The organism is Chryseobacterium sp. CP-77 (assembly GCF_036362765.1).
In the GTDB taxonomy this organism is placed as follows: domain Bacteria; phylum Bacteroidota; class Bacteroidia; order Flavobacteriales; family Weeksellaceae; genus Chryseobacterium; species Chryseobacterium cupriresistens.
In genome coordinates this window covers 305,690-328,710 of record NZ_CP143637.1, presented here as the reverse complement: position 1 = coordinate 328,710, position 23,021 = coordinate 305,690, and the positions used below count along the sequence as shown (strand labels likewise).

The window sequence follows — 23,021 nt, the reverse complement described above, 5'->3', positions numbered from 1 at the left end:
TTGAGATTACCCTGCTTTTGGTTTTTCCACGCTCACCTTCCAGTCATCACCAAAATAAGTCTTCATTTCACTGTCCAGTTTTGTTTTTTTATCAGTATCGCCTTCATATTTAAGAATAAGCATTGAGGCAACAAACCTCAGACTGCTCTGTTCTCTTGCTGAAGCATCCATCAGTTTTGCTATATCCAGACATTTTTCAAAATACCGGATCATTTTATCTTTTGTCAGCACTGTATCATTCAATGTAGCGATGATCCTGTAACACTCAATCGCCATTGCATATTCTCCTATTTTATGAGCCGTCTCTGCGGCTTTTTCAAATGCTTTTTCTGCCCTGGACTTTTTGGAGTTGCCTAACAAATGGCTTCCATAATTCATATACATCTGAACTTCCAGAGGAGTATCAGGTTCTACTTTTTCAAATATTGTCCGATAGGTATCTTCTGCCCTGTCCTTCTTCCTGTCCGCTATATATGCCTGGGTAAGCATAAAATAGGCAGAAATTTCGCCCTGTTTATTTTTTTGTTCTCCGGCGAGCTTCACCGCCTTTTTCAAGGCGTGCTCTGCTTCTTTAAATCTTTCTTTGCTTAAATGATTACTCGCTATAAGAATCTGCTGCTGGAAGTCTGTATCCGGGCTGTTCTTCTTACGGTTGGTATGAGCGGCAGTATTCTGCATTAACTGATGAATGTCTACCTCTATTCTGAAGCTGTGTGCTGAAGAGATGCCGGACAAAGTCCTGTAATGGTGATGTTCCGCCCAAACCAGTTTAATATCTTTATTTCCCGTTGCTTCACAGATCCTGCACCATTCTTTCACCCATAAAGAAAGTTCTTCGGTATCATTAATCCTGAGCGGGGCAATGTAGATATAGATTTTAGAATCCTTAATATTCGGGAAGTTTTTCTTCAATTCCAGCAAAGGATAAAAAGCTTTGTAAGCATCTGTTTTAAAACTTTCTTCCGGTTTTTTGAGATCCCATTGGGGAATATCCTCCTCACTTTTCTTCAGCATTTCATAGAACTCAGTCCATTCATCCAATAAGGTTTGTCCGAAGGAGTTCATCCCGTTAAATTCCTGATAATGGAGCAAAAAAACATCGTCTCCTTCTTCATCTTCAGAAAGCTTCGATTTGATAAATCCATCAAAAAGATCGGTTTCATGTTTTTCTCCCAAACAGATCAGCATAGGCTTTTCTTCGTTTTTTGAAACCACTTTCTGCCATTGTCTTTTTAATTTAACCAGCTCCAGATCTACGGGATTCATTAATTCAGTTTTACAGTTCCACTTACAATATTCGTCTCGCTTCCTCCACCGACATTGATTTTTCCTCCACTGCTGAGATTGGCTTCAGTATCACCTCTCATGGAAAGCGTATTGGTTCCGATATCCAGTGTATCGGATTTGATTCCGACACCTGAAGTAGGCTCACCGTCTTCAGGCCCTACTCCAACTCCGATACTCGTTGTGCCACCAACACCAATATTGACTCCCTGTACGAATATTTCTTTTCCTTTAATCTGAATATTTCCCTCTTTATCCATATAAATCGAGCTGCTTCCGCAATTCAGCGTAATGGAAATTTTGCTGTCTATGCTTATATTTCCCGCTCCATCCAGAAAAACAGAATTCTGATCTTTATCTTTTACGGTAATTCCTCCTGCATCATCCAGACTCATGGTATGTCCGCTTTTACTGCTTAAGCTTTTAATATTATTTCCGGCACCGCCGCCACCGCCAACTCCGCCATGGAACATTCCTCCCATCACAAACGGACGGTCAGGATGCTGGTGTGCAAAATTGACCACTACCTGATCTCCTTCCTCCGGAATCGCCATAAATCCACGATTTTTACTCACTTTTTCGCTGCCTCCGCCATCGGGAGTCATTACTCTGATATATTCTGTGGTAGTAGAACCATTCTGCCAGTCGAACTGCACTTTCACCCTTCCCTGGTTTAAAGGATCTGCATTGGAAATCACTTTGGCAAACTGGGCATCTGCTTTTGGAGTATGAAACTCCGGGCGGGGAATGAATCCGGTATCAGAAGCTATAGCCTCAAAAGTTCCGGTATAATATCCTCTGGCATCTACCTCATGATACATATCTGTAATCATTAATTTGGTAAAATAGGTTGTTTCGCTGCTTTCGGCTTTTCTCATTTCAATATCAGCGATACAGCCGGGATAAAGGAATGGCACTGTTGTAACTCCTGAAATAACGAAGACTTCAGCGGCTTTACTTCCGGCAGTTCCTTTCTGGGAAGTTTCCACATCCATGAAAGACACCGCTTTTATAGGCGCTACCCTCAGCGATGGAGTGGTAAATGTTTTTTCTGAAATTTCGTAGGCTCTCTTCGCAATATCTGAGGTATGATTAATCTTTGAGCTTCCTGCCGTTAATTTTTCATTTTTACTGCTGTTGTAACCGTAAAATGACGGATTCACGTGCTGTGCCTTCATTTTTATCTTGACATCACTCACACTGCTGCCATAGGTTAGCTTTACAGGTTTTTCCTGAGGTGGAAGTTTCCCGAAATGCAGTACTTCGCCATCGTAATAAAACTGTTCACCGTAGGCTTCCGCAATCCGGGCCAGATAGTTATAATGAGTTTCTTCATATTGTGAGCTGTAAGAAACATTTCCATGGGCCGCATCTACTCTGAAATCGAACGTATTTTGTCCCAGACCTTCTTTGATCACCTGGTCTGCGATACTGTTCAGGCTGATTTCCTGGGCTCCGCCAAAACTTTGAATATGGGGTGCTGCATCTAAAAGAACCGTAGGGCTGGATCCTGTAAGAACGATATTTCCCAGGCTTCCTTTTTCCTGGCTGAAACCTACTTCTGTGATGACTCCAACGAAATTTCTTTCCGGACCGTCTTCAACATCTTTATATCTGAAAATAACAGTAATTCTTTTTCCCAGAAAGTTCTGAGCTTCTTCCAGATTGTGGTTTTCGGAATTTCCCAAACTATCGTGAGCCAGCATCAGATCAAATTCATGATGTTTTACAGCACTTTGTTTTAATTGAAAATGCTTGAAATGTTTAATGACCTTTCCGTCAATTACGATTTCAAGTTTTACCACACGGTTAATTCCGGCTACCTGATTTCCGGGTATCGTACTGGCATTATAAATTCCTGAAGTTGGCTGCTTAGACCATACTTTATCTTCTACCAGTGTGGGAGGGTTGGATTGTTTAACCTGGTTCATAAACATTTGGGACCCGTTTTGAGCCATCCCTGTATAGGCCTGGGCCTGAGCCATTTTTTCTGAAGCTTTTTTAATGGTTCCACTCGATTTTTCCTGTACTTCCTGAGCAGCTTTATGAACTGCCTCATCCGTCAATGTCTGTTTAACATTCTTTACAGCTGAAATTTTATCTTTGGAAACAGGCAATTTGGGTGAATGATCGTCCTGAAACATAATGGTAATATTTGATTGATTGGGTGTCAGATTTTTTTAAGCTGAAAGTGATCCGGACCATAAAGTTCAGATCATTTCACTATCCGTGCTTCATCTGTAAAGAGGAATCCGGATATTAAGGTCGTAACAGGGTGTTAAAAGGAAAAGCACAACTATAAGTTTACTTTGTATCCCTGTTGAAATTCAGGATTTCGCCTGATTTTATTGTTGTAATATGCAGATTGTAATCATTATTAATTTTTTGTCGTTGGATTGGTGGTATTACAAAGATAAAGCGGTAATTGCTATTCAGGAAATTTTCGATGGATAATCTGAAATTTTGTCGTAGTTCTACGACTTTTCATCAATAATTCCAAAATAAATGATTAAAAAAAAGAAATAAATACCTCTATATCAAAAGTATAAATTTATCACTTAAAATAGAAATAACCTAAAATATTATAATAAAAAACCAGCTGCAAAAAATAAATTTACAGCTGGCTTTATAGGTGTGAAAAACTTTTTATTGTTTTCTAAGTTCTGCTACTTTTTTCAGATAAACATCGGTCTGATCAAGAAATTCCTGATCGGTCTGCTGTATTGTCACGTGAGGAATAATTCCCTGCCCTCTCTTCTGATCAGGAAGATTTTGAGCATCCTGGATGACGTGAACAATAGAAAATCCGGTCTGGATTCCGGTATTGGGAAGTTCATACACCAATGGAAGATGGCCGTTATGTTCATAATAGCCTCCTACCGTTTCTTTTCCAATCACAACAGCATTGGTATAGGATTTAATAAGGGAAGCAAGGTGTGAAGCTGCAGAAGCTACCCTTTGATCAACAAGCAGATAAAGCTGTCCTTTAAAAGTTCTTTCATTAGGCAAAACGGATGGATTCTTATCATCTGCCCAGTAATATTTTCCCTGAACACTTTTAGGGTAAAGCTGTTTCAGATAGGCATTAAGGCCATGTTTATCCTGTACGCCGTTAGAGAGAAAAAGAGGAGTTATAATGAGTTTTTCCTCCAAAGGGACTTCATTGAATTGGGTATAAGCATAGTGACTGTCACGGAAAGGTCTTTGTGCAAGATAAGAGAATACTTTTTCATAAAGAGCTCCTGTGCCTCCTGTATTTCCTCTGAGATCAATGATCAGATTCTGTATTTTTTCCTTTTCCAGAGTATCCATCATCTGATCAAGAAAAACACTGAATTTTTTATAGGCCGGATCTTCTTTTCCGGTGGCAAAATCGAATCCTCTCAAAGATAATCTGTAAATTCCTTCTCCTTCTTTGCTGAAGCTATATTTTTCAGACAGCATTTTTTTGTCAAAGGCAAGTGAGTATCTTGATTCCTGAAGTTTTTTGAAACTTTCCAATGGTATTCCTTCCAGAGAAACTTCTTTTACGGCACCATTCCATTTATATCGGATCACATAATTTTTATGGTTTCCGAATTCCATATAAAATTTATCCAGCATTCCTCTTTCAAAACCTGTCGTTTCCTTGTAAGGCATGGAATAGCCGTCAGAAAAATAGTATTGCGAGAAACGGCTGATCATTTCTTTTGCAGGAACTCCGTTGATGGAAAGAATTTCGGCACCAAGAGGTATTGCTGCCTCTTTTGAATCCTGAAGCAGGCGTCCGTCAATATTCTTCAGAGTGATGGGTAGATATTCAGGTTTCTGGGTGAGATAATAGGAGGCATGATTGGGTAAATCCGTATAATTATGGCAGCTTCCTTCAAATCCGGTAAGTCTGGCAATGATTTTATAGAAATCAAAAATATTTTTACTGTTTCTGGCTTCTGCTTCCGCTTGCTGGTAGATGCTGTCTATCTGCTTTTTACTTCTGTACACATAGAGTCCGGAATTTGCTTTTTCCCTGATCAGACGGAATGTTCTGAGATCTTCCACAAACTGATCGGAACTGAACTGGCCGTTCAGAACAGGTACGCTTTTAGATTCAGCAATAGATACTTTTGCAATTTTACTTTTTTCAAGATAAGATTTAGCCCAGATCTTTACTTCATATTTCTTTCCTTTTTCAGGAGTAAAATACAGGCGCTCGATACTTTTTATTCCTCTGGAATCATCCTGTTCTTTCAGTTTTTTTCCATCCATGAACAAAGCAATTCCCAGATTAGCATCAGCCGACTGTACCGAAATCCATGATGGTTTGTGAGATTGTGGTGAATATTTGAGGGTGTCTCCCGGTTTAAGCTCCAGATGAGTCTGGGCATATGCACTGTTTAAGAATAGCAAAAGAGGGAGGATAAGAGGTCTGGCCATTATTATTTTTTTGAATGGGCTAATATACAAATTAACCTCAACCGATTGAATATGCTCCGGCTATTCCCTTTCAGCACTATAGTTTCACACTCATATCCTGTACTTCTTCTGCAGAAAATCCATAGATCTGTGGGGTTTTTACATCCAGAAGGTTCAGATAGATATATAATTCTGCCCTGTGGTGGATTTCATGTTCTATCATAGCCCGGAGCCATTTCCACACAGAAATTTCATGATTGGCAGGAGTAAGGCATTTCCTGGTAAGATCCTCATCTGAAAGTCCTGCGATGATTTCAAGAGTCTGCCTGTGCATTTCATTAAAAAACTTAACGGTATCCCCATAGCCGTCAGCAAGGTCTTTACCACAACCCGGATAAGCACTTTTTCTTCCTGATATAGTTTCCCCGTACATATACCTTTCGATGGCTGCAATATGTCTTATCTGATCTCCAATGGTAAATTTTCCCGGTTTATAGGAAAAATCAATATGCTCAGGAGGAACAACTTCAATAATGCGGTTGGTTCTCTCTCTTATTTTTTCATAATAATCAATGAATGACTGTACAGTTTTTATTTCCATATCTTTTGCCTGATTTTTATATAAAGTGAATATAAGAAATCTGACTTAGTGTTTCATCATAAACCATTCAGAATAAAAAAAATCCCCGATAAGTGAGACTAAAATTTGGATCCCTGGTAAATAACTTATATTTTAGTTAAAAATAACCATGATGAAAAGAGGAATCTGCTTGTGTATTATTCTATTAAGCTTTAAAAATCTTACTGCCCAGTCTTCAAAAATTAATACTGAAAAACTTCTTGAATATTACGAAACACAACGTTATGCTGATGCAGCTACTTATCTTCAGAGTATATATCCCGGAGATACACAGGATATAAAAGCTCTGTCGCAAATAGCCTATTGTAATATGATGGCCGGAAAACTACCGGAAGCAGAAAAAAATTATCTGAAGATCAACACCATTCAACCCGACAGTGTGCCCACCTTATTCGGTTTGGCCAGTATCAATTCCAGACGGGGAAATGTTTCCAATGCCAAAACGTATCTTCAACAGATTATCCGGCTGGACAGTATTAATTTCAGTGCTTATAAACAGCTTGCTGCTTATGCAGAAACTCCTGAATCCAGACTTTCTTACCTCAAAAAAGCCAATAGCCTTAATTCTGCAGATCCCGATGTTGCTTTTGATCTTTCTGCAACTTACATCAGCCTCAAACAATACCAATCTGCGTATGATGTATTGAAAACAGCCATTGCAGCCGATACTGAGAACTTTACTTTACTGCAGGCTCTACTGCCGGCTGCCAACCAACTCCACAAATATCCGGAAGTGATTGAAACAGGTGAAAAGCTCCTGAAAAACCATGCTGATGTTAATGTAATGAATGATCTCGGACAGTCCTATTTTTATGTAAAGGATTATCAGAAATGTATTACGCTTTATAAAACACTGGAAGATATGGGAGTACAAAATGAAGGTACATTATATTTTATGGCCCTGAGCTATCGTGAACTGAAAGATTATAACAATGCTGCCATCTATGCACAAAAGACTATTGACGAAGCTGTTTCAGATCACACCAACCTTTATTATGCTGCACTTGCAGGCATTTATGAAGCTAAAAACCAGTATAATGATGCTGTGACAGCTTATAAAAGAGGATTAACTTTTGGTACCAGCAATATTATTTATTACCGTTTGGGGCTTCTTTATGATCTCAATCTGAAGCAGCCTAAGAATGCCGCAACATATTATCAGATGTACCTTAAAAACAATCCTGATCAGGATAAGGAAAAAGAGCAGATTGCCTATGCAAAAGGAAGAATTCTTGCTTTAAAACAGATAGGCTCTTTATGATTATAGTCACAAGAAGAATCTCCGGTGATCCGTTAATTTTGTATAGACAATAAACAGAATATTATGGACAATATAACGCAAAACACAGCAGAACGATTTATCCAATATCTAAACGAAGAAAATTTCGATAAGGCAGAAAGCTGTCTTGATCCTGATTTTAAATTTATAGGGGTAATGGGAAAGAGAGAAGGAGCTTCTGTTTACATCAAAGATATGAAGCAGATGAAGTTTAAGTATGAGATTCTTAAGACTTTTACTTCCGGTGAAGATGTTTGTTTCTGGTACAATATTGATATGGGAGAAAAAACAATAGAATCTTCGGGATGGTATCACATAAAGGATGGAAAGATCCGTACTTTAAAAGTTCTGTTTGATCCGAGACCTTTATTAAAAGAGTCTTAAATCCATCCTGTTTTTTTCCTCCAGGCGGTATATTCAGCGTCTTTGCTATCAATTTCCGGAATGTCCTGGACCTCCGGGATTTTATTAATATCTGATTCGGATAGGACCCGCAGATTTACCTTTTCGCGTTCTGTATTTAACTTTTCTTTGTTTTCTACGGGATACATTATTCCGTCAGAGGTCAGCTGAGTACCATACTTTTGAGGTTTACCCTGAAAAACCTGAATCCTGTCGTATAAATAGGCTTTATGAATAGGATTAATATCATTACAATGCTTTTCCATCATAGCGTAGCTTGTTTTCATAAATTCGGGTTCGCCGATAGCATGCTGGATGATCAGCCATGCTGCATCACTAGCTTCCTCACCTACTTTTGAGATGGTAGGATAACCGATTTCTGCAATAATTTCCCGCAGCCGTTGTGCATTGGCTCTATGGATCTTTTCCATTTCGGGATGATAACCTCCGGATAATTCTCCAGCCAGCAATAGTTTTTCTCTTACGGACAGGTCTTTGTCAGCCATTTCGATCAGTTCTTTTTCAAAAGGAAGATGGTTCATAGTTGATAATTGATAATTGATGAATGATAATTAATAGGTGATGATGATACTTTATATGAGCCTGTCAAGGATAAAACGGGCTCTGTTCTCTACTGAAATTTTCGGGACTTTTATGATATTGTAACCATATTCCTGATAAATTTCGTTCATACATTCAAAGGTAAGCATAGATTTCTCGAAGGTTTGTTTTCTTTCAGGGTCATTTTCGTAAATCTCTTTCCATGGCGGCAGAATGAAAACATTGTTATGATAAATCTTTTCTCTTGCTTTAACCTCCATAGATTCCGGAACAGGAATATTTTCAAGTTTCATATAACCAAGTGTATCCAGTATTCCACGGTCAAAGAAAACAGGTTTTGCAGAAGTTGTCTGACTTATTCCCAGGTAGGTTTTTACAGATTCTTCGAACATCAGTTCTGCAAAAAGTTCTTTGTTAAGCCATGGAAGCCCTTCTCCACCGGAATCCACCTGTTCTTTAATGATTCTCCTTCCTTCTTCAGGTACAGTTATCATTTCACGGCGGCTTAATTCATCCAGCAACGTTGTTTTTCCTGCTCCAGGACCTCCGGTAATGATATAGAATGTTGAAATATTCTGTTTCATGGGTTTGAATTATAGTATAAAACTCCATCATACAGCAGAATTTCATACTGTGGAGTTTATCTGTTATTTTTAATGATACTTTTATACGTGTTGATGCGGTCTTCTTCCCAGTACATATTACACAATATCAGGAGATCATCGGTATTGTACTTTTGGGCAATTTCATCTAATCTCTGGTTAACAGATTCCGGTGTTTCTATAATAATTCTGTTCAAAACTGTAAAGAATTCTTCTTCATTCTTTGTTCCCAGAATCTTCTGTTCCACCACTTCCGGAGAAAGAACCGCATCCGGACTTTCTAATTTCCGGGACTGTAAAAACTGATAGGCCATTCCGTAAGCATTCCGTCTGGCATCTTCTATTGTATCTGCTACCGATACCGCTATGGCAACCTGCAGAGAAGGCTGGGAAAAATATTGTGTTCTGTCAAATTCTCTGAGATAAGCATCTGTATTTTCCTTTCCGTTCTCACTATTCATAAAAGCAGCGAATGAATATCCAACTCCATGCTTTGCAGCTTCCCGGGCGGAGGTCATTCCTGAGCCCAGCCACATAATTTCCGGAATATGCTGTACATGAGTCGGCTGTGCAATAAGTCCATCATAAACTCCTTCTTCGTCCTTTATGAATTGAATGATCTCTTCCAGTTTGGTTTCCATATTGGATAACACTACCGGTTTATGATTGTTCAGTGCCATGACAGCATCTTTTAATCCTCCGGGAGCTTTTCCAAGTCCAAGAATAAAACGTTCAGGATATAAAGTTGACAACATTTTGGTCCATTCCGCAATCTTATAGGCAGAATAGTTTCTCATCATGATTCCGGCAGTTCCTATTTTGATCCGGTTCGTTTTACTGAGAGCAATTGCAGCTAAAAGCTCGGGACTGGAACTTCCATAAGCTTCTACTCCATGATGTTCGGAATACATGATGCTGTGAAACCCTGTTTCTTCAGCCATTACAGCAAGCTTAAGACTGTTTTTCAATGCAGATGCCGCACTGCCGCCCATAGTGGCGGGTGACTGATCTAATATCCCTAATTTCAGCTTCATACTGTTGGATCAATTTTATGGTGAAGGTATGAAAAAAGCTTTATGTAACAGAAAATGAAGTGTTATCATTCTTTAGGCGGAAAAACAATTCCCTCATCCTTAATCAGATCGTAACCAAATTTCATGATAGTTTCAATAACCGGAATGGCTTTCTCTCCTTTCTTTGTAAGACTATACTCTACTTTTGGAGGAATTACGGGAAATACTTCCCTGTGAATCATCTCTTTAGCTTCCAGCTCACGCAGCTGACTGGTGAGCATTTTATCTGTAATATGGGGAATATCCTTTTTAAGCTCGCTAAAACGGAGTGGCTTCTCCTGCAGTCTCCACAAAATCGGCATCTTCCATGTTCCGCCGATATGACTTAATGCAAATTCAATAGGAGTATAATACAGTCTTTTATCATGGAAAAATTCAGGCATAACAACGTTTTTTAGATTGACACTTTCAAAAAGGTAAGTATAGAACTAAAAGGTAAGTATATAGTTTTCTGATAGTCTATTCTGCAAATTTGCAAAAAAATAATGAATATGAACAGAAATCTTTATGTACTGGCACTAGGTGTTTTCGGAATTACCACTACAGAGTTCGGAGTGATTGGAGTATTACCCGAACTTGCTTCCGCATTCCGGGTTTCCATTGAAAAAGCGGGATGGCTGCTGAGTGCATTTGCATTGATCGTTGCTGTTTTCGGGCCATTCATGCTTCTTATATTGTCTTCTTTCAAAAGGAAAAGCTTATTAATTTTTTCTTTATCGGTTTTTGTTGCTGCCAATATCCTGTCTGCATTTATTACCAATTTTTATCTCCTTCTCATCGTTAGAATGATTCCTGCATTTTTTCATCCGGTATACTGGTCCATTGCTTTATCTGCGGCCGGGCAAACCTCAGATCCTGCAGAGAAATCCAGGGCTGTTAGTATTATTTTTTCCGGGCTTACACTAGCAACGGTTTTAGGAGTGCCATTGGCAACATTTATATCTGACCTGCTTTCCTGGCAGTCCTCTTTTTTACTTACCGCTTCCATTAATGGAGTTGCTCTGGCGGGAGTATGGTTTTATCTGCCATCCATTCAGAATACGGGAGCATCTTCAGGTAAATTTCCCATTAAAACATTCCGGAATAAACATCTATGGAACGGGCTTTTTCTGGCATTCTTCATCATTGCAGCCATGTATTCAACTTATGGTTATATGGCAGATTTTTTAAAGAATGTCACCCAAATGAACGGGAAACAGATCAGTATACTATTTTTTCTGTTTGGAACCGCAGGAATTGCAGGAAACAGAATTGCAGGAAAATATATGAGCAGGTTTCCGTTTCAGACTACTTTTGTGTTCCTGATTTTATTATCCGGAATCCACCTTCTGATTGGGCATTACGGAAGTTATTTTATACCGATGATTTTGATTGTAACCTTTTGGGGGCTTATTCATTCCGGAGGTTTTCTGATCAGCAATATCAATGTAACGTCCTCCTCATCAGAGACCTCTGAGTTCATCAACAGTATTTTTACTTCCTGCGGGAATTTTGCGGTTACTGCAGGTACTCTTTTGGGAGGTTTTTGGATTGACCGTTATGGTATAGAAAATGTAATGTGGTCAAGTATTGCCGGTCTTGTTCTTGCCATGATTGTACTGCTTGTTAAAAGGAACAGACATTAAGTTGTAGTAAAAAGCAAAGCTTTCCATGAAATGGAAGGCTTTGTTTATAGAAATAATTATGCACATAAAATATTTCCACAGCCACCACCACCGCCGTTTCCATTAAGATAATAACAGATGGTTGTTGGACAGCCACAGGCTATACATTCACTGGCTGCGGCAGGACGGCCACCCGTAATTGTTTTTAAACTTTGTCTCGCGATTTTCTTTAAATTTTTCATAATAAATAAGTTATTAGTTTGAAATGACAAATTAATAAAAAAATGGCAAAGCACCTTTAAAACAGACTGTTAAATAGTATTAAATTTTATAATGAATAATTTCCCCCCCCATAAATCGTCTGAGAAATATTAAAACAATAGACCCCCGCTGTCCAGCAAGGGTCTATTATTGTTGTATCATTGAAAAGCTTCTGTACTACTCCTGCATGATCTTTTGAACTTCATGAAATTCACTTTCAATCACAGGATCAGGCTTATAAGTCAATAAAGAAACGATCACATTAGTTAGTAAAGAAAGTACAAACCCAGGAATGATTTCATACCAGTCTTTCAGCGGATGTTGCAGATAAACCCAGGCTAATACTGTGATTCCTCCTACCATCATTCCGGCAAAACCTCCCTGCCATGTTGCCTTTTTCCATAAAAGCGACAGCAGGATGAGTGGCCCGAATGCAGAGCCAAAGCCTGCCCATGCATTTCCCACCAGATTGAGAATACTATCCTTTGGATCCAGGGATAAAAGTACCGCAATGACGGCTACCAGTAAAACAGAAAGTCTGCTTGCTATTAATAATTGCTTAGGAGTTGCTTTTTTATTCAGAAAAGCTTTGTAAATATCTTCTGTTAATGAGCTTGAAGTCACCAATAACTGAGAGGAAATCGTACTCATTACCGCAGCAAGAATGGCTGTAAGTAAAAATCCTGCAATGAACGGGTGGAATAATATACGGGAGAAATAAATGAAAATAGTTTCTGCTTCCGTCTTTGATCCGTCAAACTTCATCATGGTATTCATATCGAACTTTTGAAGATAAGCGATTCCTACCAATCCTATGGCCAGAGCTCCTGCAACAGTAAAGATCATCCATGTAATCCCGATGCGTCTTGCTTTGATCAGATCTTTCGGTTTATCAATGGCCATAAAACGTACCAGAATATGCGGCTGGCCGCAATATCCTAATCCCCATGCCAGTAAAGACACAATACTTACAGTCGTTGTTCCTCTGAACAAATCCAGATATTTTGGATTTTTTGCTTCAATCAGAGAAAACGTTTCGCCCACACTTCCGATCTGGGTGATGGCTACAATCGGAACAATCACCAATGCCAAGACCATAATGGTGCCCTGCACGAAATCTGTAAGACTTACAGCCAGAAATCCACCTAAAAATGTATACAGCACTACCACCAGACTTGTCAGAAGTAAGCCAGCAGTATAATCCATTCCGAAAGCAGATTCGAATAATTTTCCTCCCGATACCATTCCCGCAGAAGTGTACAGGGTAAAAAATACCAGAATGAAAATAGACGATGTAATTTTCAGGAGCTGATTTTTATTTTTAAACCTGTTTTCAAAAAATACAGGTAACGTAATGGCATTCTGTGCCACTTCGGTATAAATTCTGAGTCTTGGGGCTACAATAATATAATTGAGATAAGCTCCAATGGTTAGCCCTATCGCAATCCAGGAGCTTGAAATTCCGGACAAATACATCGCTCCCGGTACTCCCATCAAAAGCCAGCCACTCATATCGGCTGCGCCCGCAGACAATGCTGTTACGGCAGCTCCCATTTTCCGGCCGCCAATTAAAAATTCTTCTGAATTACTTGTTGATTTTCTATAAGAATATATGCCTATACCTATCATTAATAACAGGTACAACCCCACAGAAATCCCTTCATATACTTGCATATCATTATTTTTACGAAGCCGAATATAATGATTTTCTAATGAATGGAAAGATTTCTTCTACAGAGAGAACCCATGAATAGAGAAGAGCAAAACAGCTTTTATTTTTGAACCTTTTTCCGAATCGTTCTTATTATAAAATATAGGACGAGTACAAGCATCTGAATTCCACAGAAGACAAGCATAAAGAACCACCATACCAATCCAGCTCCACCACTGCTGTCAAACAACAAATGATAATATAAGACTGAACCCCATAAACAGAAAAGGATTACATTTACTGTCCCAAACTTTCTGTTATACCTGAAAGAAGTAACAATAAGCAGAAAACAAACTATTAAAGCTGTATGTAAAATCTGGTTATCACTCATTTGTAATCTAACTATTTTTCCCTCGTTTTAAATTTTATAACCAAGTTTTCATCTTTCAGAGGGTATCCTTCTTTAGACCTGAAACTTTTATTGGTGAGTATAAATTCATACTCTTTGCCCGGCTTTACATCTACTTCCAAGACCAACGTTTTATCATTATTTTCCATTCCTTTCACTTTGGTCATCGGCATATATTCTTTTCCTTTATCAGAAAGATTGAATGAATAGTATCCGGGTACCATTTCCTGTGAAAAAGTAATTCGGAGTTCTTTTGTATCGGCACTTACGCTCGCAGAGCCATTTTCAGGATCTATTTTTACAACATATGGCTGCTTCTTACGATATTCTTTCAAAAGATCAGCTGTTTTTTCCTTGAAAAACTTTGATTTGCCCAGGAAATCTTCAACAACTTTATTATCATCATAATTCAGCTCAATAATATCTTTGACGGCCTGCTTTTTATCTTTTGCATTCTGGTAATACATTTTACTGATTTCATACCCCACATAATACCCTAAATCGGCTCCTTCTCCTTTTTGTCTTCCATTATAAAACCAGTTCGGAAGATTACCGCTAAACATTTCTTTTTTAAACTGAGCTTTAATTTCAGCTTCGTGAGCCATTCCGTATGAAATATATTTCCTTTTCAAAGGTTCATTCATCACAAGTTCGGCAATCAGATCACATGACCCTTCCCTGATAGCCTGATTTAAAACCCTGTTCTGATATCCGGCCTGCTGGGTATGGATGTATTCATGAATATTCAGGGAAACGATATTATCCAGAGACTGGTTGGCAAAAACGCCCTTCAACCATTCATCTTCAAATTCTGAGACGTCTGTAGTCCCTGTTCCGCTGGCAAGTTCTGCACCTACCAATACCATATTTCCGCTCACAGTTCCGCCAGAGTTAAGTGCCCCAATTGTAAAATACATTTGAGCATCTTTAAGTTCAGGATACAATTGCTTCAACCTGGCAACACCTGCTTCCAGCTCTTGGGTTTTGGTTTTTATTGTTAAGGTATTGGGTCTGACTGAATTCCAGAATTTAGGATACTTCTCAATAACTTTTACATACATACTATCGTTATAATCTCTGGCATCCATAAAAGCTTTTAAGCCCTTTGTTGCTTTACCAGTATAGAGTCGTTTGATAAGATCAAGCTTTCCGGAATAATCATTTGTTTTTTGAATACTGTCATAAGCCTTCCAAAAATTATCAATATCTGAAGTAAAAATCCTTGTTGATTTCTGTGAAAAAGCACTTGCAAATACAAGCGAAAGAATAATGGTCGAAATACGCTTCATGGCTGTTTTTAATACAACAATGATACATACAATTATTGTATTCTACAAATATCGTTTATCGTTTGCACACAATAGAATTAAAAGAATAACAGAAACATCCTCATCATAATAACTCCAAAAAAGTAAAGTGTAAATCTGCATTTTACTCTTTATTTATATTAATTCCAAATAATTTTAATTCTTTCCATCTTTTTATCACAAATATTTAATACTTTAGCTTAATAATTTGAACGAATGGGAATAATCCTTAAACCAATTGATATTGTAGATGACATTTCACAAGAAGATTTCCGTGAAAAATATCTAAAGCCATGTAAGCCGGTGGTAATCAGAAATATGGCAAGAAAGTGGCCCGCTTATCAGAAATGGACGATGGATTACATGAAAGAAGTAGTAGGCGATGTTGAAGTTCCTCTTTATGATAGTTCCAAAGCAGATCCTGCCGCTCCTATTAATACTCCGACTACAAAAATGCCTTTTCGTGATTATGTTGATCTTATCCAGCGAGAGCCTACTGATCTGAGAATTTTCTTCTTTGATCCTATAAAATTTGCTCCGAAACTGTTAGACGATTATGTTCCGCCAAAGAATCTTATGGGTGGATTTTTAGATAAATATCCCAGTATGTTTTTCGGAGGCAAAGGGTCTGTGACTTTCCTTCACTACGATATCGACATGCCGCATATTTTCCACACCCATTTCAACGGAAGAAAGCATGTACTTCTGTTTGAATACAAATGGAAAACACGTCTGTATAAGCTTCCTTATGCTACCTATGCACTGGAAGATTATGATATTGCCAATCCTGACTTTGAAAAGTTTCCGGCTTTGAACGGTATAGAAGGCATTGAATGTTTTCTGGAACACGGAGATACATTGTTCATGCCTACAGGCTGGTGGCACTGGATGAAATATCTGGACGGATCTTTCTCTATTTCCCTGCGTGCCTGGGATAAAAGCTGGGCTGTAAAAGCACATTCCCTATGGAATCTTGCTGTTCAGCGTAATTTTGATAACTTCATGAAAGCCAGATACAAAAAAAGGTATATGGACTGGAAAGAAAGAAAAGCAGTAGAAAAAGCCCATATCGCTTTGAAAAAAGGACTGCCAAAATAAAATAAAGGTGGATGATTCTGAACGAATCATCCACTTTTTTTATTCACTTTTGAGATGTATTGCAAAAAATAATTAAATTGCAAACGTTCCCTAAATATAAAAATACACATACATGTTTGAAAAATTAATCGATAGCTTTGAGAAGCTGTGCCTTCAGATTATTATTGAAATTTTACTGGTTCCTGTAACGATCTTCAAATTGTTTCAGGATCCCCGCCGATGTTATGACCTGTCTGCTCACGAGATGGAAAAAGAAGAAACTGAACGTTTTCACGATTACCTTTCTCCTATAAAACTGTCTGTTTATACCTCTGTGATTGTCTCTGTTCTTTTAATGGATTATGGTGGAGAGCATAATATTATTTCAAAGATCAAAGGGCTCAGTATGGTAGAAAAAGCGCTCTTTATATTTTTGATGAATAATATTACTGCGGTAGTATTCACCGTTGCCATATTATGGTACAAAAAAGAAAAAGTGAATACCGTCACCTTCCGGACCTTATTATTTTCTTTTATTTATACAACCGTATATACCTCTACTCCTTTTTTTATATTAATCAGCTCGGCTATGTTTCTGGGACAAACTTTGAATGTAAATGCTTACATACAAAGCCTGGACAAGATAAGTAATTATGGAACAAGAGAATATTTGTTCTTTTTCGTTTTTCTGGTTTTTATTATCATTGGAATTATCGGAATTTTCAAGCTTTTCAAGGCGTTGCATTATATTCTGAAAAATAACTTCACTTATCATCCTTATATCGTATGGTTTTTTACCTTACTTTTCTTTGTTATTCAGCTATATTATACAAAAGGATTTATTTAAAAACCAACACCTACCAGTCTGTTCATATTTTATTTACATTTGTAAAAATTTTACATTATGCCTAAGCCTCGCGAAAGAATAATAAGCACAGCTATGGTTCTCTTCCATAGACAAGGTTATAACAATACGGGCATCAATCAAATCATTGAGGAATCTAATGTATCCAAGGCAAGCTTTTACCAGCATTTTAAATCTAAAGATGATCTTTGTATAGAGTTTCTTAATAAAAGATATGATTACTGGGTGTCCGAACTTGAAAAATTCACATCTGAAGCAGAAACACTGCAGGAAAAATTCCGTAAATCCTTTGATTTTCTGATCCATATGAATGAAAGAGAAGACTTCAGGGGATGCAGCTTTCTGAATATTTTGTCGGAAATTCCTGCAGATAAGGAAGATATCCACAAGGTAATCCGGGATCATAAAATTAAACTGAGAGAATCCTTCAATGAAGATATCCAAAACGATATGATTTCAGCCCATATCTATCTTCTTTTTGAAAGTTCAATACTGACCAGCCAGCTTTACAGATCGAATGAACTGATTGAAAAATCTAAAATGATCGTAGAGGATCTCCTGAACGACTCCCATTAATCCTTCAGCCATGCATATTCCGGATCTTCATTCTTTTTTGAAAGCTGACCTTCATTTATCCACTGAAGTTACTTATCCTGCTAAAACGATCCTGCTTGAAGAGGGAAAAATTTCTGATAAGATGTTCCTGGTAAAAAAAGGAGCATTGAGAGTATTCTTCTATCAGGATGGAAAAGAACTTACCCTGGAATTTATAACAGAAAACCAGGCTGTTTCATCGTTTGACAGCTTCCTGAATAGCAATCCCAGCGATTTTGTTATTGAAACTCTGGAATCAACCACTGTTTATGAATTACACGCAGAAACTTTTCACAGACTCATGGAAAATGAGGAATTCCAGCACACTTTCCAGCCGCTTTTTTACAAACGTTTCAGTGAAATCAATAAACGGCTGATTTCTTTTATCAGAGATTCACCTCAGGAAAGGTATCAGCAGCTTCTCAAAAACAGACCGGAGCTTCTTCTACGTTTTCCACAGCATTATATTGCCTCTTATCTCGGAATCACAAGTGTTTCATTAAGCAGAATACGCAACCGTAGGTAATTTCTTTACAATTGTTATCGTTCAGTCATGAGTCTGTAAGGTAATTTTGCTTCAAAATAATAAAGTTATGAAGCATTTTATCCGGCAGTTATTCAACGATGTACTAGAAAGTCCGGTATTTGACGAATTATTAATTGAGAAATATTTTTCAAAAGAATACATTCAGATTGTTGATCATTCTCAGCTTACTTATGATGAATTTGTTCTTCACATCAGAAAACTGAAAGAAAAAGTGGCTGAACAAAAGCTTGATATCATCAGTCACGCTGAAAATGGGAATATCATATTTACCCACCACATAGCAAAATCCACCCTAAAAGATGGAAGTAAGGTGGTACATAAAGTATTGGCAGAATTTACCATCCGGAACCATCAGATTATACGATGTAATGAAGTGACTTTGCTCGTAGAGGGAAATGCTGTTGAGAAGAATTTAGGTTCTGAAAGATAGATAAGCTCTATCCCACTATATTAACAATTCTTAAGATATTCTTAATTTTCTCTTCAACGCATTTACCAAACAGACGTTTAATTTTGCTGTTATTTTTATCTAAAATATTAAAAGTGAAGAAAATTTTTACGTCTGTTTTGTTTTGTGCCTCTATTTTTTTCTATGCGCAAAACGGTTCTTTGTCCGGAAATATCAATGATGATTCAAAGATAGCCCTGCCTGGAGCCAAGATCTCATTAAGCCCGGGAAATATATATACCACTTCGGATGAGCACGGAAACTTTGTATTTCTGAATATTCCTCCGGGAAGTTATACCATGAAAATCGACTACCTGGGTTATGGCGTGCATGAATATACTGTAACGGTAGAACCTGAAAAAAACACCCGTCAGAATATTATTTTCGACAAGAAAGAGACATCAATTGCAGCCATTGTAGTTTCGGGAGCGACTCTGAAAAATCAGGCAAGAGCCTTGAATAAACAAAGAAATAACGCCAATATTACCAATGTGATTTCTTCTGATCAGATCGGACGCTTTCCGGATGCCAATATCGGAGATGCTTTGAAACGTGTTCCGGGAATTACGATACAAAATGATCAGGGTGAAGCCAGAAATCTTATTATCAGAGGGCTTGCTCCCAATCTGAACTCCGTTACGCTGAATGGTGACAGGATTCCGTCTGCTGAAGGAGATAACCGTAATGTACAGATGGATCTGATTCCTTCTGATATGATTTCTACTATAGAAGTTAATAAGACTTTAACTCCGGATATGGATGCCGATGCCATCGGAGGTTCTGTCAACCTGATTACCAGAGCTTCCCCGAACGGCCAGAGAATTTCCGCAACCGTTGCCGGAGGATACAATCCCATCCGTGAAAAAGGAAATTATACCGCCGGATTTGTGTATGGAAACCGTTTTCTGGATAAGAAATTAGGTGCTGTATTCAGTTTTTCCTATAACAACAACAATTTTGGTTCGGATAATATAGAACCCGTATGGAGCCAGGCCAATGATCTTGCCCAAACGGTTTATGTAAGCAAAATGGGAGTTCGCTATTATAATGAACACCGTATCAGACACAGCTTTGATCTTAATATGGATTATGAGTTCAATTCCAAAAATAAGATCTACGCTTCTGCCATGTACAACTTCAGGAATGATAAGGAAACCAGATTGGCTTTAGGATATAAAATAAAACCTGTTTATAATGCTGATGAAACTGAGATTACAGACTGGAAAGGAAGTATCACAAGACAGAATAAAGGAGGTGATGCCGATAATGATAATACCCGTCTGGAAAAACAGAAAGTTCAGAACTATGCTTTAAGGGGAGAACATTTATTAGGAGCTAAAGTGGATCTCGACTGGGCTGTCAATTACGCGATCGCCAGTGAAGATAAGCCTCATCAGCGTTATATTGAGTTTGAAAACAGCAAGATGAACTTCTCTCCGGACCTTAGCAATCCTGAAAAACCAATGTTCAATCTTCTCGCAGCAGACAATCTGGGAAGCTATAAACTGAGTGATCTTTCGGATGCCAATAACTTTACCCAGGAAAAAGAGTTGGGAGCAAAAGTGAATGTACGTTTTCCGTTTTCTGTGATTGATGGGCAAAAAGGACGTCTTCGTACCGGTTTCCGCATGCGTTTGAAGAAAAAGGAAAGAGAAAATGATTTCTATGCTTTTACACCTGTTAACAATATGGGAAGCCTTTTATCGGTACCAACCATACACCTTAATGGTGAAAACTTCCAGCCGGGAAATTATGTTCCGGGAACTTTTGTTGATCCTGCTTTCCTTGGAGGTCTGGATTTATTCAATCCAACCTTATTTAACGGTAAGCTAAAACCTGAAAAGTATCTTTCCAGCAACTACAATGCAAAGGAGCAGATTTATGCAGGTTATATCCGATGGGATCAGGACTTTAATGATAAACTATCGATGATCGTTGGAGCCCGTATTGAAACAACCCAGATTGATTACACCGGAAATTATGTCATGAATGAGAAGGATTTGGTAGGGCAAATCAATAATACCAATACATATACTAATGTCCTTCCGAATATTTCCTTCAAATATGTTCCGGTGCAGGATCTTGTACTTCGTGCAGCATTTACTACCGCTCTTGCCCGCCCTAACTATTATTCTTTAGTTCCTTATCTGAATGTTATTTCGGAAGATGAAATTGTTGCAGCAGGAAATCCGAATCTGAAGGCAACCTATGCCTACAATTTTGATTTCATGGCAGAGAAATATTTCAAATCTGTAGGGATTCTTTCCGGAGGTGTTTTCTATAAAAATCTTAATGATTTTATTTATACCTATTCCAAAAGAAATTATACTGCGAATGATTTCGCGAATGATTTTGCGGGACAAACCAACCCTATTCCGGCCGGAGAAAGCAACTGGAAATTTACCCAGCAGCGTAATGGTGACAATTTAGATATTTATGGGTTTGAAGTTGCTCTACAAAGACAGCTTGATTTCATTCCCGGAGCTTTCTGGAAAGGACTTGGAGTGTATGTCAACTATACTTACACTAAATCCAAAGCAAAAGGAATTACCAATGAAGAAGGCATTGAAAGAACAGATGTAGGGTTTCCTGGAGCTGCCCCTCATATGTTCAACGGATCTTTATCATGGGAAAACAAACGTTTTTCAGCAAGAATCTCCATGAATTATGCTTCTCATTATATTGATGAGCTTGGTGGCAAGGCATTTGATGACCGTTATTATGACAAACAGTTTTTCCTTGATGCCAATGCTTCCTACAAGATTACCAGCCAGATCAGAGTTTTTGCAGAAGCCAATAATCTGACGAACCAGCCGTTAAGATACTACCAGGGAATCCCAAGCAGAACCGCACAGGCTGAATATTACAGACCAAGGTTTACAATGGGAGTGAAATTTGATTTTTAAAATAAACATGAAAAACCTACATTATATACTGGCTCTTTCAGTTCTTCCTTTTGTGATCAGCTGCAAAGGGCAGAAAGAAGCCATAGAAAAATTAAAACCTGCTGTTATCACAGAAACAGTGGTTCATGATACGGATGATCCTGCCATATGGATTAATCCTCAGGATGCTTCAAAAAGTATTATCATCGGAACAGATAAAGATACGGATGGAGGTTTGTACGCCTTTGATCTTAATGGGAAAATCATCCATAAAGTATTAGGATTGAAGCGCCCCAACAATGTTGATCTTGAATATGGTTTTATTTTAAATGGAAAGAAAACAGACATCGCTGCCGTAACGGAAAGGGAAACCAACAAAGTAAAATTATATTCGCTTCCTGAACTGAAAGAAGTAGGAGAAATCTCTGTATTTGAAGGAGAAACGGAACGTGGTCCGATGGGAGTTTCCATGTATAAAAATCCGCAGACAGAAGAAATATTTGTCATTGTAGGAAGAAAATCTGGTCCTGCTGACGGCTACCTATGGCAATATAAGCTTACAGAGAAAAATGGGTCTGTCACAGGAGAAGTTGTCCGTAAATTTGGAAAATACAGCGGTTTGAAAGAGATTGAAAGCATTGCTGTAGATGATGAAATGGGCTATATCTATTATTCTGATGAGCAGTTTGGAGTTCATAAATATTATGCTGATCCGGGTAAAGGTAATGAGGAATTAGCTGTTTTCGGAAAAGGCGATTTTAAATCTGATGTGGAAGGAATTTCCATCTATCCCACTGACAAAGGGAAAGGTTATATTCTGGTTTCGAACCAGCAAAATGATACCTTCAATGTCTACTTAAGAGAAGACCAATCAAAGGGCAGAATTGCAGAAATTCCGGTTTCTACATTAGAAAGTGATGGTTCTGAAGTGACCCATGTTAACTTGGGCCCAAAATTCCCGAAAGGCGTTTTTGTTGCGATGAGCAATGGCCGAGTATTTCATTATTATGACTGGAGAGTGATTGAAAAAGCCATTAAATCTGCGGTAAAGGCTGGAAAATAAAAGAATTTTGAACCATTAAGGCTGATGGTTTTAAGAGTATTAAGTTGAGTTACAAGTATGAGATTGCTTCACTTTTG

21 protein-coding genes are annotated in these 23,021 nt (G+C 38.1%); 10 read left to right on the top strand and 11 right to left on the bottom strand.

The genetic code is table 11. The features are described from left to right. Positions 1 to 6: 6 nt before the first annotated feature. From V0410_RS01495 to V0410_RS01480, 4 genes are all read right to left on the bottom strand, one after another. Positions 7 to 1,266 carry a tetratricopeptide repeat protein gene (locus tag V0410_RS01495; protein WP_330746022.1) on the bottom strand — a complete coding sequence of 420 codons (1,260 nt, stop codon included), beginning with the start codon at positions 1,264 to 1,266 and terminating at the stop codon, positions 7 to 9. After that, positions 1,266 to 3,428, bottom strand: a complete 2,163-nt coding sequence (locus V0410_RS01490; protein ID WP_330746021.1) for a type VI secretion system Vgr family protein — start codon at positions 3,426 to 3,428, stop codon at positions 1,266 to 1,268. The genes V0410_RS01495 and V0410_RS01490 overlap by 1 nt, the downstream gene beginning before the upstream one ends. Positions 3,429 to 3,930: 502 nt before the next feature. Continuing rightward, entirely contained in the window at positions 3,931 to 5,697 is a 1,767-nt protein-coding gene (locus V0410_RS01485) for a S41 family peptidase (RefSeq protein WP_330746020.1), read from the bottom strand. Positions 5,698 to 5,773: 76 nt separating this feature from the next. Continuing rightward, complete coding sequence (locus V0410_RS01480) at positions 5,774 to 6,277, bottom strand: DinB family protein (protein ID WP_330746019.1); 504 nt, start codon at positions 6,275 to 6,277, stop codon at positions 5,774 to 5,776. 148 nt (positions 6,278 to 6,425) lie between these two features. Here V0410_RS01480 and V0410_RS01475 point away from each other — a divergent pair, with 148 nt between their 5' ends. Both V0410_RS01475 and V0410_RS01470 read left to right on the top strand, forming a co-directional pair. Then, positions 6,426 to 7,577, top strand: a complete 1,152-nt coding sequence (locus tag V0410_RS01475) for a tetratricopeptide repeat protein (protein ID WP_330746018.1) — start codon at positions 6,426 to 6,428, stop codon at positions 7,575 to 7,577. A gap of 63 nt (positions 7,578 to 7,640) precedes the next feature. Next, positions 7,641 to 7,979: a nuclear transport factor 2 family protein gene (locus V0410_RS01470; protein WP_330746017.1), complete on the top strand. Its 339-nt coding sequence runs from the start codon at positions 7,641 to 7,643 to the stop codon at positions 7,977 to 7,979. Here V0410_RS01470 and V0410_RS01465 read toward each other — a convergent pair. From V0410_RS01465 to V0410_RS01450, 4 genes are all read right to left on the bottom strand, one after another. Further along, positions 7,976 to 8,539: a DUF6624 domain-containing protein gene (locus V0410_RS01465; protein WP_330746016.1), complete on the bottom strand. Its 564-nt coding sequence runs from the start codon at positions 8,537 to 8,539 to the stop codon at positions 7,976 to 7,978. The two genes, V0410_RS01470 and V0410_RS01465, sit on opposite strands and share 4 nt — an antisense overlap. A 51-nt stretch (positions 8,540 to 8,590) precedes the next feature. Continuing rightward, positions 8,591 to 9,142: an AAA family ATPase gene (locus tag V0410_RS01460; protein ID WP_330746015.1), complete on the bottom strand. Its 552-nt coding sequence runs from the start codon at positions 9,140 to 9,142 to the stop codon at positions 8,591 to 8,593. A gap of 56 nt (positions 9,143 to 9,198) precedes the next feature. Further along, complete coding sequence (locus V0410_RS01455) at positions 9,199 to 10,194, bottom strand: MsnO8 family LLM class oxidoreductase (RefSeq protein WP_330746014.1); 996 nt, start codon at positions 10,192 to 10,194, stop codon at positions 9,199 to 9,201. Positions 10,195 to 10,259: 65 nt separating this feature from the next. After that, on the bottom strand, positions 10,260 to 10,616 hold the full coding sequence (locus V0410_RS01450; protein ID WP_110009755.1) for a winged helix-turn-helix transcriptional regulator: 357 nt from the start codon (positions 10,614 to 10,616) through the stop codon (positions 10,260 to 10,262). Between the two features lie 108 nt (positions 10,617 to 10,724). Between V0410_RS01450 and V0410_RS01445 the strand changes: the two genes are divergently transcribed. Next, positions 10,725 to 11,858 (top strand): MFS transporter, encoded by a 1,134-nt coding sequence (locus V0410_RS01445; RefSeq protein WP_330746013.1) that lies wholly within the window; start codon positions 10,725 to 10,727, stop codon positions 11,856 to 11,858. Positions 11,859 to 11,914: 56 nt separating this feature from the next. On the opposite strand, the gene V0410_RS01440 is transcribed toward V0410_RS01445, so the two are convergent. The 3 genes from V0410_RS01440 to V0410_RS01430 form a co-directional block, all read right to left on the bottom strand. Continuing rightward, entirely contained in the window at positions 11,915 to 12,079 is a 165-nt protein-coding gene (locus tag V0410_RS01440) for a bacteriocin-like protein (protein WP_227941554.1), read from the bottom strand. 196 nt (positions 12,080 to 12,275) lie between these two features. Then, positions 12,276 to 13,772, bottom strand: a complete 1,497-nt coding sequence (putP, locus tag V0410_RS01435) for a sodium/proline symporter PutP (protein WP_330746012.1) — start codon at positions 13,770 to 13,772, stop codon at positions 12,276 to 12,278. 379 nt (positions 13,773 to 14,151) lie between these two features. After that, complete coding sequence (locus tag V0410_RS01430; protein ID WP_330746011.1) at positions 14,152 to 15,447, bottom strand: Ig-like domain-containing protein; 1,296 nt, start codon at positions 15,445 to 15,447, stop codon at positions 14,152 to 14,154. Positions 15,448 to 15,681: 234 nt separating this feature from the next. On the opposite strand from V0410_RS01430, the gene V0410_RS01425 reads away from it, so the two are divergent. The 7 genes from V0410_RS01425 (at position 15,682) to V0410_RS01395 (ending at position 22,944) form a co-directional block, all read left to right on the top strand. Further along, positions 15,682 to 16,563: a cupin-like domain-containing protein gene (locus V0410_RS01425; protein WP_330746010.1), complete on the top strand. Its 882-nt coding sequence runs from the start codon at positions 15,682 to 15,684 to the stop codon at positions 16,561 to 16,563. Positions 16,564 to 16,675: 112 nt separating this feature from the next. Beyond that, positions 16,676 to 17,389, top strand: coding sequence for a hypothetical protein (locus tag V0410_RS01420; protein WP_330746009.1), 714 nt, complete (start codon positions 16,676 to 16,678; stop codon positions 17,387 to 17,389). A 57-nt stretch (positions 17,390 to 17,446) separates the two neighbouring features. Continuing rightward, on the top strand, positions 17,447 to 17,983 hold the full coding sequence (locus tag V0410_RS01415; protein ID WP_330746008.1) for a TetR/AcrR family transcriptional regulator: 537 nt from the start codon (positions 17,447 to 17,449) through the stop codon (positions 17,981 to 17,983). 10 nt (positions 17,984 to 17,993) lie between these two features. After that, positions 17,994 to 18,527, top strand: a complete 534-nt coding sequence (locus V0410_RS01410; RefSeq protein ID WP_202842997.1) for a Crp/Fnr family transcriptional regulator — start codon at positions 17,994 to 17,996, stop codon at positions 18,525 to 18,527. A gap of 67 nt (positions 18,528 to 18,594) precedes the next feature. After that, positions 18,595 to 18,978: a hypothetical protein gene (locus tag V0410_RS01405; protein WP_330746007.1), complete on the top strand. Its 384-nt coding sequence runs from the start codon at positions 18,595 to 18,597 to the stop codon at positions 18,976 to 18,978. Between the two features lie 113 nt (positions 18,979 to 19,091). Beyond that, positions 19,092 to 21,902 carry a TonB-dependent receptor gene (locus V0410_RS01400; RefSeq protein ID WP_330746006.1) on the top strand — a complete coding sequence of 937 codons (2,811 nt, stop codon included), beginning with the start codon at positions 19,092 to 19,094 and terminating at the stop codon, positions 21,900 to 21,902. A gap of 7 nt (positions 21,903 to 21,909) precedes the next feature. Then, positions 21,910 to 22,944: a phytase gene (locus tag V0410_RS01395; protein WP_330746005.1), complete on the top strand. Its 1,035-nt coding sequence runs from the start codon at positions 21,910 to 21,912 to the stop codon at positions 22,942 to 22,944. The last annotated feature ends 77 nt before the right edge of the window (positions 22,945 to 23,021 follow it).

What these genes read in the sequence shown, in the direction of transcription:
- V0410_RS01490 (WP_330746021.1), bottom strand. Translation starts at nt 3,428, where the DNA reads ATGTTTCAGGACGATCATTCACCCAAATTGCCTGTTTCCAAAGATAAA.
- V0410_RS01475 (WP_330746018.1), top strand. Translation starts at nt 6,426, where the DNA reads ATGATGAAAAGAGGAATCTGCTTGTGTATTATTCTATTAAGCTTTAAA.
- V0410_RS01460 (WP_330746015.1), bottom strand. Translation starts at nt 9,142, where the DNA reads ATGAAACAGAATATTTCAACATTCTATATCATTACCGGAGGTCCTGGA.
- V0410_RS01455 (WP_330746014.1), bottom strand. Translation starts at nt 10,194, where the DNA reads ATGAAGCTGAAATTAGGGATATTAGATCAGTCACCCGCCACTATGGGC.
- V0410_RS01395 (WP_330746005.1), top strand. Translation starts at nt 21,910, where the DNA reads ATGAAAAACCTACATTATATACTGGCTCTTTCAGTTCTTCCTTTTGTG.
- V0410_RS01430 (WP_330746011.1), bottom strand. Translation starts at nt 15,447, where the DNA reads ATGAAGCGTATTTCGACCATTATTCTTTCGCTTGTATTTGCAAGTGCT.
- V0410_RS01415 (WP_330746008.1), top strand. Translation starts at nt 17,447, where the DNA reads ATGCCTAAGCCTCGCGAAAGAATAATAAGCACAGCTATGGTTCTCTTC.
- V0410_RS01495 (WP_330746022.1), bottom strand. Translation starts at nt 1,266, where the DNA reads ATGAATCCCGTAGATCTGGAGCTGGTTAAATTAAAAAGACAATGGCAG.
- V0410_RS01470 (WP_330746017.1), top strand. Translation starts at nt 7,641, where the DNA reads ATGGACAATATAACGCAAAACACAGCAGAACGATTTATCCAATATCTA.
- V0410_RS01450 (WP_110009755.1), bottom strand. Translation starts at nt 10,616, where the DNA reads ATGCCTGAATTTTTCCATGATAAAAGACTGTATTATACTCCTATTGAA.
- putP (WP_330746012.1), bottom strand. Translation starts at nt 13,772, where the DNA reads ATGCAAGTATATGAAGGGATTTCTGTGGGGTTGTACCTGTTATTAATG.
- V0410_RS01410 (WP_202842997.1), top strand. Translation starts at nt 17,994, where the DNA reads ATGCATATTCCGGATCTTCATTCTTTTTTGAAAGCTGACCTTCATTTA.
- V0410_RS01425 (WP_330746010.1), top strand. Translation starts at nt 15,682, where the DNA reads ATGGGAATAATCCTTAAACCAATTGATATTGTAGATGACATTTCACAA.
- V0410_RS01440 (WP_227941554.1), bottom strand. Translation starts at nt 12,079, where the DNA reads ATGAAAAATTTAAAGAAAATCGCGAGACAAAGTTTAAAAACAATTACG.
- V0410_RS01405 (WP_330746007.1), top strand. Translation starts at nt 18,595, where the DNA reads ATGAAGCATTTTATCCGGCAGTTATTCAACGATGTACTAGAAAGTCCG.
- V0410_RS01485 (WP_330746020.1), bottom strand. Translation starts at nt 5,697, where the DNA reads ATGGCCAGACCTCTTATCCTCCCTCTTTTGCTATTCTTAAACAGTGCA.
- V0410_RS01420 (WP_330746009.1), top strand. Translation starts at nt 16,676, where the DNA reads ATGTTTGAAAAATTAATCGATAGCTTTGAGAAGCTGTGCCTTCAGATT.
- V0410_RS01445 (WP_330746013.1), top strand. Translation starts at nt 10,725, where the DNA reads ATGAACAGAAATCTTTATGTACTGGCACTAGGTGTTTTCGGAATTACC.
- V0410_RS01480 (WP_330746019.1), bottom strand. Translation starts at nt 6,277, where the DNA reads ATGGAAATAAAAACTGTACAGTCATTCATTGATTATTATGAAAAAATA.
- V0410_RS01465 (WP_330746016.1), bottom strand. Translation starts at nt 8,539, where the DNA reads ATGAACCATCTTCCTTTTGAAAAAGAACTGATCGAAATGGCTGACAAA.